Source organism: Pseudomonas sp. PS1(2021), from assembly GCF_020405165.1.
In the GTDB taxonomy this organism is placed as follows: domain Bacteria; phylum Pseudomonadota; class Gammaproteobacteria; order Pseudomonadales; family Pseudomonadaceae; genus Pseudomonas; species Pseudomonas aeruginosa.
This window is the reverse complement of the sequence record NZ_CP084484.1, coordinates 5,699,287-5,714,752: the sequence shown is the minus strand read 5'-3', so window position 1 is coordinate 5,714,752 and position 15,466 is coordinate 5,699,287. Positions and strand designations below refer to the sequence as shown.

The following is a 15,466-nucleotide window of genomic DNA, read 5'->3' as shown; positions in this document are numbered from 1 at the left end:
AGTAATAGCATAAATAGTTAAATTGTAATTGTTTAAAAAGAGTTTGAGAATGATCGCGTCTTTACCCTGGATACGCAAGATGAACTCGAATTCCTGCCTCTCGACGCCGCCTGCGCGCGCCGTCAGCGGCCCGCCGTGGCTCGGTTTATCCGTGCTGCTGCTGGCCGGTTTCGTCACGATCTTTGACCTGTTCGTGGTCAATGTCGCCATTCCCAGCATGCAGGCCGATCTGGGCGCGAACTTCGCGCAGATCGGCTTCATCGTCGCTGGCTATGAACTGGCCTTCGGCGTGCTGCTGATTACCGGCGGGCGGCTGGGCGACCTGTTCGGGAGACGGCGTCTGTTCGTCACCGGCATGGCCGGCTTCACGCTGGCCTCGGCCTTGTGCGGGCTGGCGCCCAGCGCGGAATTCCTGATCGGTGCGCGGGTGTTGCAAGGGCTGGCTGCCGCCTTGCTGTTCCCACAGGTTTATGCGTCCATCCGCGTCAACTTCGACGGTGACGACAGCCGCCGCGCCTTTGGCCTGCTGGGAATGACGCTGGGCCTGGCGGCCATCGCCGGGCAGGTGCTTGGCGGCTGGCTGGTGCATGCCGATCTGTTCGGCCTGGGCTGGCGCAGTATCTTTCTCATCAACGTGCCCATTGGGCTGTTCGCCATCGCGGCGGCACGCACCATCCCCGAGTCCTGCGCACCGCAGCGCCCGGCGTTGGACTGGATGGGCGTGGCGTTGGTCAGCGCCGGGCTGACGTTGCTGCTGGTGCCGCTGATCGAGGGGCCTGGGCAGGGCTGGCCGGCGTGGAGCCTGTTGTCGCTAGGTGTGGCGGTGCTGCTGCTGGCCCTGTTCCATCGGCAGCAAGAGCAACGGCGTATGGCGGGCGGCTTGCCACTGGTGGACATGCGCCTGTTGGCCCAGCGCCGCTTCGCGCTGGGCGCGGTGCTGGTGCTGCTGGTCTATTCCACGTCCAGTTCCTTCTTCCTGTGCTTCGCCTTGCTGGTGCAGACCGGACTGGGACTTGACCCTTTCATGGCGGGCAGCATCTTCGCGCCGTGCAGCGTGGGCTTCGTGCTGGCATCCCTGGCCGCGCCACGTTTGGTGGCGCGCTGGGGGACGCGGGCCATCGTGGCGGGTGCGATGGTCTATGCGGTGTCCATCGGGCTGCTGATCGCACAGGTGTGGATGGCTGGCGCGGAGCTGGTGCCCGCGCGGCTGATCCCCGTGCTGGTCGTGGTTGGCGCTGGCCAAGGGTTCATCATGACGCCGCTGCTGAATCTGGTGCTGGGCTTTGTCGATGAAGCGCAGGCCGGCATGGCGTCGGGCGTGATCTCGACCGTGCAGCAGGTCGGTGCGGCGCTGGGTGTGGCCGTGGTCGGCATCCTGTTCGCAGCGGCGCTGGCTGCCGATGAAAGTGTTGCCGCACAGGCCGGCGTGTACGCCTCGGCCTTCGTGGCCGGCATGCTCTACAACCTCGGTGCAGCCCTGCTGGTCTGCGTGTTGTTGCTGATGCTGGCGAGAACGCAGCGGTTAGCGGGCTGACGGGAGGGCGCGCGATGGAGCTTCGGCATCTGCGCTGTTTCCTGGCTGTGGCAGAGGAACTCCACTTCGCCCGGGCCGCCGAGCGGCTGCACATCGAGCAGTCGCCGCTGTCGCGCACCATCAAGGAACTGGAAGAAGACCTGGGCGAACAGTTGTTCATCCGCACCAGCCGCAGCACACAGCTGACACGGGCGGGCAAGCTGTTTCTGGAACATGTGCCGCGCATCTTCACGGCCTTGCAGCAAGCCCGCGACAGCGTGCAGGCAGCGGCCAACGGCTTTCATGGGCAATTGCGCATTGCCCTGTCCGACGGCATTACGCCTTCGCGCCTGCCGGCGTTGCTGGCGCTGTGCCGGCAGGAGGAACCCGAAGTAGAGATCCGGCTGTTCGAGGTGCCGTTGTCTCAGCAGATCAAAGGGCTGCATGACGACCTGTACGACGTGGGTTTCGCGCAGGCCGATGAAGTGGGCGATGGCGTCGTGGCTCAAGCAGTCTGGAGTGATCCCCTGATGGTGGCAGTGCCTGCTCGGCATCCGCTGCTCAGGCACAAACGCATCCCGCTGGAAGAGGTGCTGCGCCATCCTCTGGTGCTGTGCGATCCACAAGCATGCGAAGGCCATGCGCGCCAGGTCGAGCGTGTGCTACGCCGGGCGGACACGGAACCGCTGATTGCCGAGCGTGTGTCTTCGTGCGATTTGATGATGGCCCTGGTATCAGCGGGCTTTGCGCTGGGGATCACCGGAGCACCGCACATTGCGGCCAGCCGCGAATCCGGCGTTGTCGCCCGGCCACTCGCGGGGCGTGCGCCCATGCTGACGACCTATGTGCTGCATCGGGAAGGCGAATCCTCGGACGTGTTGGAGCGCTTCATCGAGCGCGTGTTGGCCATCGAATCACCAGAAGGCTACAGATCTACATCACCCGTTGAACCCGACTCCCTGGAGGACAACGATCCATGACCATGAAGCTGATTACCCCGTTCTTGTTGGTTGCTGCACTTACGGCCTGCGGACCGTCCGAGCCGCCGAAACAGCAAGCCAATGTGCCTACCGTCGAAGAACTGGCTGCCGCCCCTGAACGCTTGAAGGAGCTGCGCCGCCAATGCAAGACCGAGCGTCCGACGATGGGCGATGTGCTGTGCAACCGCGTGGCCGAAGCAACGAACAAGCGCTTCTTCGGAGACGGCAAGGTGCCTTACACGCCATCGGAGACGCCGCCGAAGTTCTGACCGTTGGCGGTTTGCCGCATATCCTGACTTTCTTTCTCGACACGCCGCAGCGCGCTCAAGCCTGCGGCGTTTTTACTGGTTTCGTCCCTGCATGAAACCATGCTTTTTGTATCACCTTACTGCCGATAACGGTCTTTGACCGGCACTGAACCGACACCGACCCTGACGCCTGCGGCACGCCTTTGTGCCGCGTTTTCCACGGGGAATCAGCGCAGGAGAAATCGGAGGCCAGGGTATGCAAGCTCAGGGTGTGTTGTTCGGGCAGATCGCCGCCGTGTTCGGCATTGTGATCGCCGGTGTGTGGGGTGCCACGCAATGGACAGCCGCCGCATTGGGCTATCAGCTACGCCTGGGCTCGCCCTGGTTCGACTTGTACTGCACGCCGGTCTATTACCCGTGGAAGCTGTTCGAGTGGTGGTTCTTCTTCGACGCCTACGCGCCGCAGGTCTTCGACACTGGCGGCATGATCGCGGCGGGCAGCGGCCTACTGGCCGTGGCGGTCGCCATCGCCATGTCGGTGTGGCGCTCGCGGCAATCGCGCCTGGTCACGACCTATGGCTCGGCACGTTGGGCCAATGCCGCCGACATTCGCAAGGCCGGGCTCACGCAGCCTGCTGGTGTCTTTCTCGGCCTGCATGCCGGGCAGTACCTGCGCCATGAAGGCCCGGAACACGTCCTGACGTTCGCGCCCACGCGCTCGGGCAAGGGCGTAGGCCTGGTGGTGCCGACGCTGCTGTCCTGGCCCGCGTCCGCAGTCATCCACGACATCAAAGGCGAGAACTGGCAGATCACAGCAGGCTGGCGCTCGCGCTTCTCGCATTGCCTGCTGTTCAACCCTACCGATGCGAAGTCGGCAGCCTATAACCCACTGCTGGAAGTCCGGCGCGGCGCGCATGAAGTGCACGACGTGCAGAACATCGCGGACATCCTGGTCGATCCCGAAGGCGCGCTGGAGAAGCGCAATCACTGGGAGAAGACTTCGCACGCGCTGCTGGTCGGGGCCATCCTGCACGTGCTCTATGCCGGCGAGGACAAGACGCTGCGCGGCGTTGCTAATTTCCTCTCCGACCCGGCCAGTCCTTTCGAGCTGACCTTGCATCGGATGATGACGACCAAGCACCTGGGTGATGCACCTCACCCGATCGTCGCATCCGCTGCCCGAGAAGTGCTGAACAAGTCGGACAACGAACGCTCGGGCGTGTTGAGCACCGCCATGTCCTTCCTCGGCCTGTACCGCGATCCGACGGTGGCCGAAGTCACCTCGCGCTGTGACTGGCGCATCGCCGACCTGATCGCATCCGAGTATCCGGTGTCGCTGTATCTGGTGGTGCCACCTTCGGACATCAGCCGCACCAAGCCGCTGATCCGGCTGATCCTCAACCAGATCGGGCGACGGCTCACCGAATCGCTGGATGGCTCCGACGGCATCGAGCGCCGCCACAAGCTACTGCTGATGCTCGACGAGTTCCCAGCGCTGGGTCGGCTGGACTTCTTCGAGACGGCGCTGGCCTTCATGGCGGGCTATGGCATCCGTAGCTTCCTGATCGCCCAGTCGCTCAACCAGATCGACAAAGCCTACGGCCAGAACCATTCGATTCTGGACAACTGCCATGTGCGTGTGACCTTCGCCACCAACGACGAACGCACGGCCAAACGCATTTCCGAAACCTTGGGCACGGCCACTGAGTTGCGCGCCCAGCGCAACTACGCAGGCCACCGGCTCGCACCGTGGCTCGGCCATCTAATGGTGTCGCGCCAAGAAACGGCACGTCCGCTGCTGACGCCAGGCGAAGTGATGCAGCTACCGACCGATGAGGCGGTGGTGATGGTGTCCAGCGTCGCGCCGATCAAGGCGAAGAAGTTGCGCTACTTCGCCGACGCCAATTTCAAGCAACGGGTATTACCGCCGCCTGCGGTGGCAGCAGGCCGCTATGCCGATGTGCCGCCGGTACGACCTGACGACTGGAGCGACCTGGCAATACCTGCGGTTCCTGCGGCACCGGCCACGGCATTCGCCGATGACCTGGAGACCCTGGGTTCGACCGATGACGGCGGCCCCCGCCGTCAGCCCGAACTGTCCGAAGCCATCGCCTATGCCCCCGAGATGGATGCCACGACCAGCGATCTGTCGCTGCTCGATGACGACGACATGCCCCAGCTGCTTCCCGGCCAGCTCGATCCCGCTCTGCAACGCACGGCGCGGCTGGCATCTCTCGACCCCAACGACGGAATCGACCTATGAGCCAATACCGATTGAACCTGTTCATCCAGCATGAGCACGCCAAGCGGCTCGATGAACTGGCCGCCAAGAAAGGCGTGTCCAAGTCGTCCATCGTCGCGGCGGCGCTGGCGTCCTGGCTGTCGCCAGACGCGGGCGACCAGCGCGAGGCCGCCATCGCCAAACGGCTGGACCGCCTGTCGCGGCAGGCCGAGCGTCTGGAGCGTGATCAGAACATCCAGATAGAAACGCTGGCGTTGTTCATCCGCTACTTCCTGACCGTCAGCACGCCGGTGCCCGAAGCCCATCAGGATGCAGCCCGCGCCCAGGGCAAGGCGCGCTTCGAGCAATTCGTCGAACAGTTGGGCCGCCACCTGCTGCGTGGCCGCAGCTTGGTGCGCGACGTGGTGGAAGAGCTGCACTCCCAAGATCGTGAGTTCGGCATGCGCATGGATGACGCGGCGGCGATGGTAGCCGCCCATGAACGCACAGCGGAGCGTACGCCATGAGTGCCGTTCCTCAAATCCCGCCCGAACCGCGTTCATCCGCTGCGGCGTCCCAGGATCGCCGCATCCAGATGCTGCGCACGGCGATGGGGCCGGTGATTGCCGCCGCGCTGGAAGACCCGGACGTAGTGGAAGTGATGCTCAACCCCGACCGGACATTGTGGGTGGATCGGCTGTCCTCTGGCCGCGCACCGCTGGGCGTCGAACTGCCCGAGGCCGATGGCGAACGCATCATCCGCCTGGTCGCCGCCCATGTCGGCGCGGAGGTGCATCGCGGCCAACCGCTCTTGACCGCCGAACTGCCAGAAACCGGCGAACGCTTCGAGGGCATCCTGCCGCCCGCCGCACCCGGCCCGGCCTTTGCGCTGCGCAAGCGTGCCGTGAGCATCATCGGTCTGGATCGCTATGTGGCCGACGGCATCCTGAGCGCAGGGCAGGCCGAGTTCCTGCGTCATGCCGTGCGTGAGCGGCAGAACATCCTGATCGCCGGAGGCACCAGTACCGGCAAGACCACACTGGCGAATGCCTTGCTGGCCGAGATCGCCGCCACCGGCGACCGCGTACTGGTGCTCGAAGACACCATCGAACTGCAATGCGCGGCCCGTGACCATGTGCCGCTGCGCACCCACGCAGGCGTGGTGTCGATGCAGGAACTGGTGCGCGCCACGATGCGGCTGCGCCCGGATCGCGTGATCGTCGGCGAAGTGCGCGGCGGCGAAGCTCTGGATCTGGTGAAGGTCTGGGGCACGGGCCACCCCGGTGGCATCGCCACCATCCATGCCGGCTCTGCCTTGGGCGCACTGCTGCGCCTAGAGCAACTGATCCTTGAAGTCGCGGTGAATCCGCCCCGCGCCCTGATCGCCGAGGCGGTCAATGTGGTGATCCACATCGCAGGCCGTGGCCGCAAACGCCACGTCGAAACCATTTCTCGCGTCGTCGGTTTCGACGGCGCGGGCTACCGCCTGGCGGATGCACTGGAAGCGCCGCTTCCCGAGTTGCCGCCGGTTCCTCTTGCAGCCGCTGCCGCTGCGCCTTCCCTGACCACTGACCAACCTGGAGAACTGCCATGACGCACGTTGATGCTTTCCGTCTTTCCGTAAATCCGTTTTCTCGCCTGTCCAGCATGGCGCGGTTGCGCCGCCTGGCCCGACCCGCAGGGCAAGGGCTGCTACTCGCCGTGTTGATGTTGTTGCTGGCGGGTACTGCGCAGGCCGCCGGTTCCTCGATGCCGTGGGAAGGTCCCCTGCAATCCATTCTCGAATCCATCCAGGGGCCAGTCGCCCGCATCGTCGCGGTGATCATCATCATCGCCACCGGCCTGGCGTTGGCTTTCGGCGATACCAGTGGCGGCTTTCGCAAGCTGATCCAGATCGTCTTCGGCCTGTCCATCGCCTTCGCGGCTTCGAGCTTCTTCCTGTCGTTCTTCAGCTTCTCAGGTGGGGCCGTCGTATGAGCACGGCCACAGATCTTCCGGGCTTTGAAGTGCCGCTGCATCGCTCGCTGACCGAGCCGATCTTGCTGGGCGGTGCGCCGCGCACCGTGGCAATCGCCAACGGCACGCTGGCCGCCGCCGTCGGGCTGGGCCTGCAGCTTTGGATTCCCGGTGTGGTGCTGTGGATCGCAGGCCATTCGCTGGCGGTCTGGGGTGCGCGTGTCGATCCGCAGTTCATGCAGGTCTTCGCCCGGCACATCAAGCACAAGCCGCTGCTGGACGCATAGGGAGAAACCGACATGCTGAACCTTGCCGAATACCGCCAGCGGCCCGCGCTGCTGGCCGATTGGTTGCCCTGGGCCGGGCTGATCGCGCCGGGCGTGGTGCTGAACAAGGATGGCTCGTTCCAGCGCACGGCCCGCTTTCGTGGGCCGGATCTGGACAGCGCCACGCAAGGCGAGCTGATCGCCACGTCGGCGCGGCTGAACAACGCATTGCGCCGCCTGGGTTCAGGCTGGGCCTTGTTCATCGAGGCCGAGCGTCGTGCAGCGGCGGGCTATCCACGTTCCGAGTTTCCCGAACCGCTATCTTGGCTGGTGGAAGAAGAACGTCGCGCGGCCTTCGAGGAATCTGGCCATCACTATGAAAGCGCCTATCACCTGACCCTGGCCTACCTGCCGCCGGAGGAATCGCGCGCCCGTGCGGCCAAGCTGCTCTACGAGCATGCGCCGGGCGATGGCGTGGACTGGCGGGGCCGACTCGATGCCTTCGTGGCGGAAACCGATCGGGTTTTCGACCTGCTCGATGGCGTGATGCCGGAAATCGCCTGGCTGGATGACGCGCAGACGCTGACCTACCTGCACGCCACGGTCTCGACGCGACGCTACCGGTTGGCCGTGCCCGAAGTGCCTTTCCACCTCGACGCGCTGCTGGCCGATTCGGCGCTGGTCGGTGGTCTGGCTCCCATGTTGGGCGACCAGCACCTGCGCGTGGTGTCGGTGCGGGGCTTCCCGACCTCGACCTGGCCGGGGATTCTCGACGACCTCAACCGCCTGGGCTTTGGCTACCGCTGGAGCACGCGCTTTTTGTGCCTGGACAAAGCCGAGGCAGAAAAAGAACTCGGCCGCCTCCGCCGCCAATGGTTCGCCAAACGGAAGAACGTCGTCGCGCTGCTGCGCGAAACCGTATTCCAGCAGGAAAGCCCGCTGGTTGATACCGACGCCAACAACAAGGCCGCCGATGCCGATGCCGCCTTGCAGGAGCTGGGAAGCGATCAGGTGTCTTTCGGCTACCTGACGGCCACCGTCACCGTCATGGACACGGATGCCGCCGTAGCTGATGAAAAGCTGCGCATGGTGGAGCGCGTCATTCAGGGGCGCGGCTTCGTCACCATCCCTGAAACCTTGAATGCGGTGGATGCCTGGCTGTCGTCCATTCCCGGTAACGCCTACGCGAATGTGCGCCAGCCCATCGTCTCGACGCTGAACCTGGCGCACATGATGCCGCTGTCTGCCGTGTGGGCCGGCCCAGAGAAGAACGCGCATCTGGATGGCCCGCCGCTGATTGTCACCCGCACCGATGGCGCGACGCCGTTTCGGCTGGTGACGCACATCGGCGACGTGGGCCACACGCTGGTCGCGGGGCCGACCGGCATGGGCAAGTCGGTGCTGCTCGCCACGCTGGCGATGCAGTTCCGCCGTTATCCCGGTTCACGCATCTTCGCCTTCGATATGGGCCGCTCGATGCGCGCCACCATCCTGGGACTCGGCGGCGAGCATTACGACCTGGGCAATGACGGGGCGATTGCTTTCCAGCCATTGGCCCGCATCGACCACGAGGGCTACCGCACCTGGGCGGCCGAATGGGTGGAAGGCCGCCTGTTGCATGAAGGTGTCGCCATCGGCCCGGACGAGAAGGCCGCGATCTGGTCGGCACTGGGCAGCCTCGCCGGTGCACCGGTGGAGCAGCGCACGCTGACGGGCCTGTCGGTGCTGCTGCAATCGAACGCACTGCGCCAGGCGCTCGCGCCCTATGTGCTGGGCGGTGCCCACGGCAAGCTGCTGGACGCCGATGCCGACCGGCTGGGTTCCGGCAGCGTGCAGGGCTTCGAGATGGAAGAGCTGATGCACAGCAAGGCGGCGGTGCTGGCTGTGCTGGGCTACCTGTTCGCCCGCTTCGATGAACGCTTCGACGGCGCGCCCACGCTGCTGATCCTTGATGAAGCCTGGTTGTTCCTTGATGACCCGGTGTTCGCCGCCCGCATTCGCCAGTGGCTCAAGACGCTGCGCAAGAAGAATGTCAGCGTCATCTTTGCCACCCAGTCGCTGGCCGACATCAAGGATTCGAGCATTGCCCCGGCAGTGATCGAAAGCTGCGCCAGTCGGATCTTTCTCCCAAATCCGCAGGCCACCGAGCCGCAGATCCGCACGATCTACGAAGGCTTCGGGCTGAACTCGCGCCAGATCGAGATCGTGGCGACCGCGCAGCCCAAGCGCGACTACTACTACCAATCACGCCTGGGAAATCGCCTGTTCGACCTCGACCTGGGGCCAGCCACGCTGGCCTTCGCGGGTGCATCCACCCCGCAAGACCAACGTGACATGGATCGCGTGCTGCTGGAGGCAGGCACACCGGGCTTCGCCGGTGCCTGGTTGCGCCATCGCGGCCTCGATTGGGCCGCCGACCTGCTGCCGTCCTCACCGGCAGCAGCGTCCTTCCTCGCTTCTCAACGACCGGAGGTTTCACCATGAAGACCCAACCCCGTTTGCTGTCCGTCTCGCTCGCCGCCGTGCTGTCGGTATCGCTGCTGGCCTCACAGCCTGCATCCGCGCTGACGGTGTTCGACCCGTCCAACTTCGTGCAGAACACGCTGACCGCCGTGCGCACGCTGGAGCAGATCAACAACCAGATCAACCAGCTTCAGAACGAAGCGCAGATGCTGATGAACCAGGCGCGCAATCTGGCGAATCTGGACTTCAACATCGTCAATCGCCTGCGCTCGACGTTGGCGACCACCGAGCGGCTGATCGCCGAGGCTCGCGGCCTGGCCTACGACGTGCAGAGCATGGATGCCACCTTCGCCCGGCTGTACCCGGAGCAGTACGCCGCGACCGTCAGCGGCGACCAGATGCTGCGCGACGCGCAGGAGCGCTGGAAGAACACGCTGAACGGCCTGCACACCGCGATGCGGATGCAGGCGCAGGTGTCGCAGAACTTGGCGCAAGACGAAAGCGCATTGGCCGACCTCGTGAGCCAGAGCCAGTCCGCCACCGGCGCGCTGCAAGCCATGCAGGCGACCAACCAGCTTCTGGCCTTGCAGGCCAAGCAGTCCATCCAGGCGCAGCAGCTCCAGATCACGCAGGAACGCGCCGCAGCGCTGGAACTGGCACGCCAGGCGGCGGCTGTCGAACGTGGCCGTGAAGTGACGCGCCGCTTCTTGGGTGATGGCACGCCCTACACGCCGCTGCGCGTGGATTTCTACGGCAACTGAAGGGAGACGGCCATGCGATGCGCTTTCTTGCTGCTGCCCGTGCTGCTGGTTGCTTGCAGCCAGCAGCCGACCGACGACCTGGCCGCTGCCTTGGCCGCCGATCCCGTGCGACTCAAGGCTTTGCGTGCGCAGTGTGCAGCCGACAGGACGACGGCAGGCGAAGACGCTTGCCTGGTAGCGGCTGAAGCCTTCCGGCGGCGCTTCTTCTCCGGTGAAACCGGGCCTGACGAGTTCCGCACACTGGCCGATCTGCCGCCGATCCCGCCGAGCTTCGACACGCCCGCCAGTGACCAGGACGCCATGCCCTTCGAGAGGGACGTGCCATGAACGACGTGACAGTGATCGACCGATTTCTCGCTACCTTCTCGCGCTACATCGACTCGGGCTTTGGGCTGCTGCAGGGCGAAGTCGCGTTCCTTACCGCCACGCTGATCGTCATCGACATGACCATCGCCGGGCTGTACTGGGCGATGAGCCACGCCACCGGCCAGGGCGATGATGTGATCGCCAAACTGCTGCGCAAGGTGCTTTACGTCGGCGCCTTCGCCTACATCATCAACAACTTCAACTGGCTGGCCAGCATCGTCTTCCGCTCGTTCGCAGGCCTGGGCCTGACGGCCAGCGGCTCGACGATGAGCATGGGCGAATTCCTGCAACCGGGACGCCTGGCCAAGACCGGCATCGACGCAGCCGCGCCGATCCTTGAGCAGATCAGTGACATGGCGGGCTTCCCCGAGGTGTTCGTGAACATGACGCCCATCGTGGTCATGTTCCTGGCCTGGGCGGTGGTGATCCTGTGCTTCTTCGTGCTGGCGATCCAGCTTTTCATCACGCTGATCGAGTTCAAGCTGACCACGCTCGCGGGCTTCGTGTTGGTGCCGTTCGCGCTGTGGAACAAGACCAGCTTTCTTGCCGAAAAGGTGCTGGGCAACGTGGTGTCCTCGGGCATCAAGGTGTTGGTGCTGGCCGTCATCGTCGGCATTGGCTCGGGCCTGTTCGCCGAGTTCCAGGTGCATCCAGCCGAGCCGTCCATCGACCATGCGGTGGTCATCATGCTGGCCTCGCTCACGCTGCTGGCGTTGGGAATCTTCGGGCCGGGCATTGCCACGGGCCTGGTATCCGGCGCACCGCAGCTTGGCGCAGGCGCGATGGCCGGTGCTGCGATTGGTGCCGCAGGCGCGGCGGTTGCCGTAGGTGCCGCCGCCACCGGCGTGGGCGGTGCAGTGATGGCCGGGGCGCGCATGGCACCGGCTGCCGCCAAGCTCGCCGGGGCTGGCGCGCGGGCCGCTACTTCGGCGGCGGGCAGCGCGAAGTCGGCTTTCCAGGCCGGTTCTGCCGCTGCGGGCGGCGGAGCCAAAGGCGCGATGGCAGGGCTGGGCAGTGTCGCCAAGGGCGGCGCACAGGCGGCAGGCCAACGCGCCGGTGCAGGCATCAAAGCGGCGGCAGCCAAGGCTGCCGCGCCATTCAAAGCAGGCTGGCAAGGCTCCGGCACCGATGGTGGTTCCGGCGGTGGCGCTGCCAGTTCCGGGCAGATCACCACAGGGGACGCCGCTGGCGACACGGCCAACGCGCAGAAGCAGGAACAACCCGGTTGGGCCAAGCGCCTGCAACGCCGCCAACAACTCACCCAGGCCACCACCACGGCCGCGCACACGCTGCGCGGTGGCGACGGCGGCGGTTCGGGCCAAGGCCCGAGCCTGCGCGATTCCGATAGCTGACTTTCAAGGAGAACTCCATGCGATTCAAACGACCGCAGGTGCGCTATGCCGATACGCCGCAGCCTGCCACTCCGTATCAAGCTGCTGCGCAGGTCTGGGACGAGCGTATCGGCTCAGCCCGTGTGCAGGCGAAGAACTGGCGACTGATGGCCTTCGGCTGCCTGGTGCTCGCGCTGCTGATGGCCGGTGGCCTGGTGTGGCGCTCGGCCCAGTCCATCGTCACGCCCTATGTCATCGAGGTGGATCAGTCCGGTCAGGTGCGCACCGTGGGCGAAGCGGCCACGCCGTACCGGCCCACCGATGCGCAGACGGCGCACCACATCGCGCGCTTCGTGACGCTGGTGCGCTCGCTGTCCATCGACCCAATCGTTGTGCGCCAGAACTGGCTCGATGCCTACGACTACACCACTGACCGGGGCGCGGCGGTACTCAACGACTATGCGCGCACCAATGACCCGTTCGCCCGCATCGGCAAGGAATCGGTGACGGTGCAGATCACCAGTGTGGTTCGTGCCAGCGATGCGTCGTTCAACGTGCGCTGGACGGAACGCCGTTACGTCAATGGCGCGGCTGCCGGGTTGGAGCGATGGACGGCGGTGGTGTCCATCGTGCAGCAGACCCCGCGCACCGAAGAACGCCTGCGCCGCAACCCACTGGGCATCTACGTCAATGGCCTGTCGTGGAGCCGTGAACTGGATTCTTCTGAAGGAGTAAAGCCATGAGTGTGCCTTTCCGTTTTTACGCTTTGCCGTTGATCCTTCTGGGCCTTGCGGGCTGCGCCACGCAGGGCAAACCGCCGCCGGTGATCTCGCTTGATGAGCCGGTGCAGGCGCAGCCATTGCCCGAGCCGCCCACGCCCATCGAGGTCGTGGCGGTGCCGGAGCCGTTAGCACTGCCCGCACAGTTGAAGCCGCTGCCGGACGTTGATGCGGCCCCGACCACGCCGGAGTCCGCCGACGAGAAGGTGCGCGTCTCCCGCGCTAATGCCGAAGCACGGATCGCGCCGACCCGTGAGGGCTATGTCAATGCGATTCAAGTCTGGCCGTTCACCGATGGTGCGCTTTACCAGGTCTATGCGTCCGTAGGCCGCGTGACTGTGATCGCGCTCCAGCCCGGCGAGGAACTGGTGACGGTGGCTGCGGGCGATACCGTGCGCTGGATCGTGGGTGACACCTCCAGCGGCAGCGGTGCCGAGCTGCGCGTCAATGTGCTGGTCAAACCTATCCGTTCCAGCTTGAAGACCAATCTCGTCATCACCACCAGCCGCAGGACGTACCTGCTGGAACTGACTTCGACCGACAAGGCATGGATGGCGTCGGTGTCCTGGGACTACCCCAAGGATCGGATGCTGGCCTTGCAGCGCCAGGCACAGGCTGCCAACGCTGCCGCGCCAATCGATGCGGGCCTGTCGCTGGAGAACATCCGCTTTCGCTACGCGATCAGCGGCAGCAATCCGCCGTGGAAGCCGCTGCGGGCCTTCGATGATGGCGAGAAGGTCTATATCCAGTTTCCGGCGGGCATCGCCCAGGGTGAGTTGCCGCCGCTGTTCGTGATCGGTGCTCAGGGCGATGGGCAACTGGTCAATTACCGCTTCCGCTCGCCGTACTACATCGTGGATCGGCTGTTCGGTGCGGCCGAACTGCGCCTGGGGGCTGACAAGGGCGACGTGGTGCGCATCGAGCGCACCGATGGCGTCGTATCAAGGAGTGGGAGGAACTGATCATGAGCCAGGAAGATACTCCCGACCTTGCCGCGCCGCAGGTGGACAAGGTGGCACCCGAGGCGGTGGCGCTGCGCGCCCAACCACGCCCGGTCACGCGCCTGAACCGGCGCACGCTGGCGATCCTCGCCGGCGGCTTGTCGGTTGGCGTGATGGGCGCACTGATCTGGTCGCTGCAACCGCAGCAACGCGGCGCGGGCGAATCCACCGAGCTGTACAACGTGGATCGCGTGTCGAAGTCTGAAGGGCTGGATGCGCTGCCGACAGACTATTCCAAGCTGCCAGCGCTGCCGCTTGACGTGCCGGAACTGGGGCCACCGCTGCCGGGCGATCTTGGCCCGGCCATCGTGAACTCGCAGCAGCCTGTCGCCGCCACCTATGCCGCGCCCGGCTACGACCCCAACGATGCGCTGCGCAAGGAAGAAGAAGCGGCGGCAGCTTCATCGGTGTTCTTCCGTACCGGCTCCCCGCAGGCCGCGCCCGTGGCGCAGTCGCAGGTCGCTGCCGCGCCGGGCTTTGCCGCCAATGCCGCTTTCGATCCGCTGGCCGCTGGCCCGGCCTCGACGGCGGCCCAGCCTGCTGATCCGACTGCCGTGCAGAACCGGCAAGACCAGAAAGAGGCGTTCCTGGCAGGCGGCTCTACGGAAACCCGTAACTCCGGCAACCTGCAAATGCCCACCTCGCCGTATCAGGTGATGGCTGGAACCGTCATTGCCGGGGCACTGGTCACGGGCATCAAATCCGACCTGCCTGGCGACGTGATCGCCACGGTGACGGAACCGATCTACGACACGGCCACCGGCAAGTTCCTGCTGATCCCTCAGGGTTCGCGCATCTTGGGCAAATACAACAGCCAGGTCAGTTACGGCCAGAGCCGCGTGCAAGTGGTGTGGAACCGCATCACCCTGCCGGACACGTCTTCGCTCACGCTCGACAACCTGGTCGGCACCGACCCGGCGGGCTATGCCGGCCTGGAAGACGACGTGGACTGGCACTGGGATCGGATCTTTGCAGGGGCCGTGCTGACCACGCTGCTGGGTGTGGGAGCCGAACTGGCCGCGCCGGAGAACCGTCAGGATGGCGATCGCGTCATCATCGCTGGGCGCGACAGCCTGCAGGACACCGTGAACCAGGTCGGCCAGGAGGTGACCCGGCGCAACCTCAACATCCAGCCCACACTGACCAGCCGCCCGGGCTTGCCGGTGCGCATCATCGTCAACCGCGATCTGGTGCTGCGGCCCTATCAGCCGCTCTTTTTCAACAAAGGGACTTCGCGATGAACACGACCAAAAAACTGCGGCTTGGCCCTCTGCCTCGCCATGAAGTCACGAAGCTGACCTTCTCTTGCCCGGCCAGCCTGAAAGCCGACCTCGATCGTTACGCTGCGCTGCACGCGCAGGCGTATGGCGAGGCGGTGGATGCCACTACGCTGATCCCGCACATGCTGGAGGCGTTCATGGCGGGGGATCGTGGGTTTAGAAAGGGAGATGGGTAGAAGTAACAAAAATATGCGCAAAATTCTATAATGTCCGCTATTGGCCAGGTGCAAAAGTTCAAAAAATACAATTGAAGGTCTGTTTTGCAGCGACTGCTGACGATCAGCTTTCTCTTGTTTTCCTA

General features: G+C 64.9%; 16 protein-coding genes. All 16 read left to right on the top strand.

Going from position 1 to position 15,466, the window contains the following annotated elements:
• Positions 1-49: 49 nt before the first annotated feature.
• The 16 genes from LE197_RS27200 (at position 50) to LE197_RS27125 (ending at position 15,341) form a co-directional block, all read left to right on the top strand.
• A complete protein-coding gene (locus LE197_RS27200; RefSeq protein WP_003462950.1) occupies positions 50-1,534 on the top strand; it encodes an MFS transporter in 1,485 nt (494 codons plus the stop codon).
• 14 nt (positions 1,535-1,548) lie between these two features.
• Positions 1,549-2,493, top strand: coding sequence for a LysR family transcriptional regulator (locus LE197_RS27195; RefSeq protein ID WP_003462948.1), 945 nt, complete (start codon positions 1,549-1,551; stop codon positions 2,491-2,493).
• Between the two features lie 2 nt (positions 2,494-2,495).
• The gene (locus tag LE197_RS27190; RefSeq protein WP_026031985.1) at positions 2,496-2,762 is read left to right on the top strand and encodes an EexN family lipoprotein; all 267 of its coding nucleotides are present in this window, start codon (positions 2,496-2,498) and stop codon (positions 2,760-2,762) included.
• 235 nt (positions 2,763-2,997) lie between these two features.
• Positions 2,998-5,004: a conjugal transfer protein TraG gene (locus LE197_RS27185; RefSeq protein WP_226033752.1), complete on the top strand. Its 2,007-nt coding sequence runs from the start codon at positions 2,998-3,000 to the stop codon at positions 5,002-5,004.
• Entirely contained in the window at positions 5,001-5,489 is a 489-nt protein-coding gene (locus tag LE197_RS27180; RefSeq protein WP_003462937.1) for a ribbon-helix-helix protein, CopG family, read from the top strand. The genes LE197_RS27185 and LE197_RS27180 overlap by 4 nt, the downstream gene beginning before the upstream one ends.
• Positions 5,486-6,556, top strand: a complete 1,071-nt coding sequence (gene trbB / locus LE197_RS27175; protein WP_003462920.1) for a P-type conjugative transfer ATPase TrbB — start codon at positions 5,486-5,488, stop codon at positions 6,554-6,556. Before LE197_RS27180 ends, trbB begins: the two co-directional genes overlap by 4 nt.
• Positions 6,553-6,939: a TrbC/VirB2 family protein gene (locus LE197_RS27170; protein ID WP_003462919.1), complete on the top strand. Its 387-nt coding sequence runs from the start codon at positions 6,553-6,555 to the stop codon at positions 6,937-6,939. Before trbB ends, LE197_RS27170 begins: the two co-directional genes overlap by 4 nt.
• On the top strand, positions 6,936-7,205 hold the full coding sequence (locus LE197_RS27165; RefSeq protein WP_003462917.1) for a VirB3 family type IV secretion system protein: 270 nt from the start codon (positions 6,936-6,938) through the stop codon (positions 7,203-7,205). The genes LE197_RS27170 and LE197_RS27165 overlap by 4 nt, the downstream gene beginning before the upstream one ends.
• A 12-nt stretch (positions 7,206-7,217) precedes the next feature.
• On the top strand, positions 7,218-9,668 hold the full coding sequence (gene trbE, locus LE197_RS27160; RefSeq protein ID WP_226033751.1) for a conjugal transfer protein TrbE: 2,451 nt from the start codon (positions 7,218-7,220) through the stop codon (positions 9,666-9,668).
• The gene (trbJ, locus tag LE197_RS27155) at positions 9,665-10,408 is read left to right on the top strand and encodes a P-type conjugative transfer protein TrbJ (RefSeq protein WP_060494920.1); all 744 of its coding nucleotides are present in this window, start codon (positions 9,665-9,667) and stop codon (positions 10,406-10,408) included. Before trbE ends, trbJ begins: the two co-directional genes overlap by 4 nt.
• Positions 10,409-10,420: 12 nt before the next feature.
• A complete protein-coding gene (locus LE197_RS27150; protein WP_043154922.1) occupies positions 10,421-10,735 on the top strand; it encodes a hypothetical protein in 315 nt (104 codons plus the stop codon).
• Positions 10,732-12,126, top strand: coding sequence for a P-type conjugative transfer protein TrbL (trbL, locus tag LE197_RS27145; RefSeq protein ID WP_226033750.1), 1,395 nt, complete (start codon positions 10,732-10,734; stop codon positions 12,124-12,126). The genes LE197_RS27150 and trbL overlap by 4 nt, the downstream gene beginning before the upstream one ends.
• Positions 12,127-12,143: 17 nt before the next feature.
• The gene (gene trbF, locus LE197_RS27140; protein ID WP_034074286.1) at positions 12,144-12,848 is read left to right on the top strand and encodes a conjugal transfer protein TrbF; all 705 of its coding nucleotides are present in this window, start codon (positions 12,144-12,146) and stop codon (positions 12,846-12,848) included.
• The gene (gene trbG / locus LE197_RS27135; protein ID WP_169898573.1) at positions 12,845-13,846 is read left to right on the top strand and encodes a P-type conjugative transfer protein TrbG; all 1,002 of its coding nucleotides are present in this window, start codon (positions 12,845-12,847) and stop codon (positions 13,844-13,846) included. Before trbF ends, trbG begins: the two co-directional genes overlap by 4 nt.
• A gap of 2 nt (positions 13,847-13,848) precedes the next feature.
• Entirely contained in the window at positions 13,849-15,126 is a 1,278-nt protein-coding gene (locus LE197_RS27130; RefSeq protein WP_060494918.1) for a TrbI/VirB10 family protein, read from the top strand.
• A complete protein-coding gene (locus tag LE197_RS27125) occupies positions 15,123-15,341 on the top strand; it encodes a DUF2274 domain-containing protein (RefSeq protein ID WP_043154934.1) in 219 nt (72 codons plus the stop codon). Before LE197_RS27130 ends, LE197_RS27125 begins: the two co-directional genes overlap by 4 nt.
• Positions 15,342-15,466 lie beyond the last annotated feature (125 nt).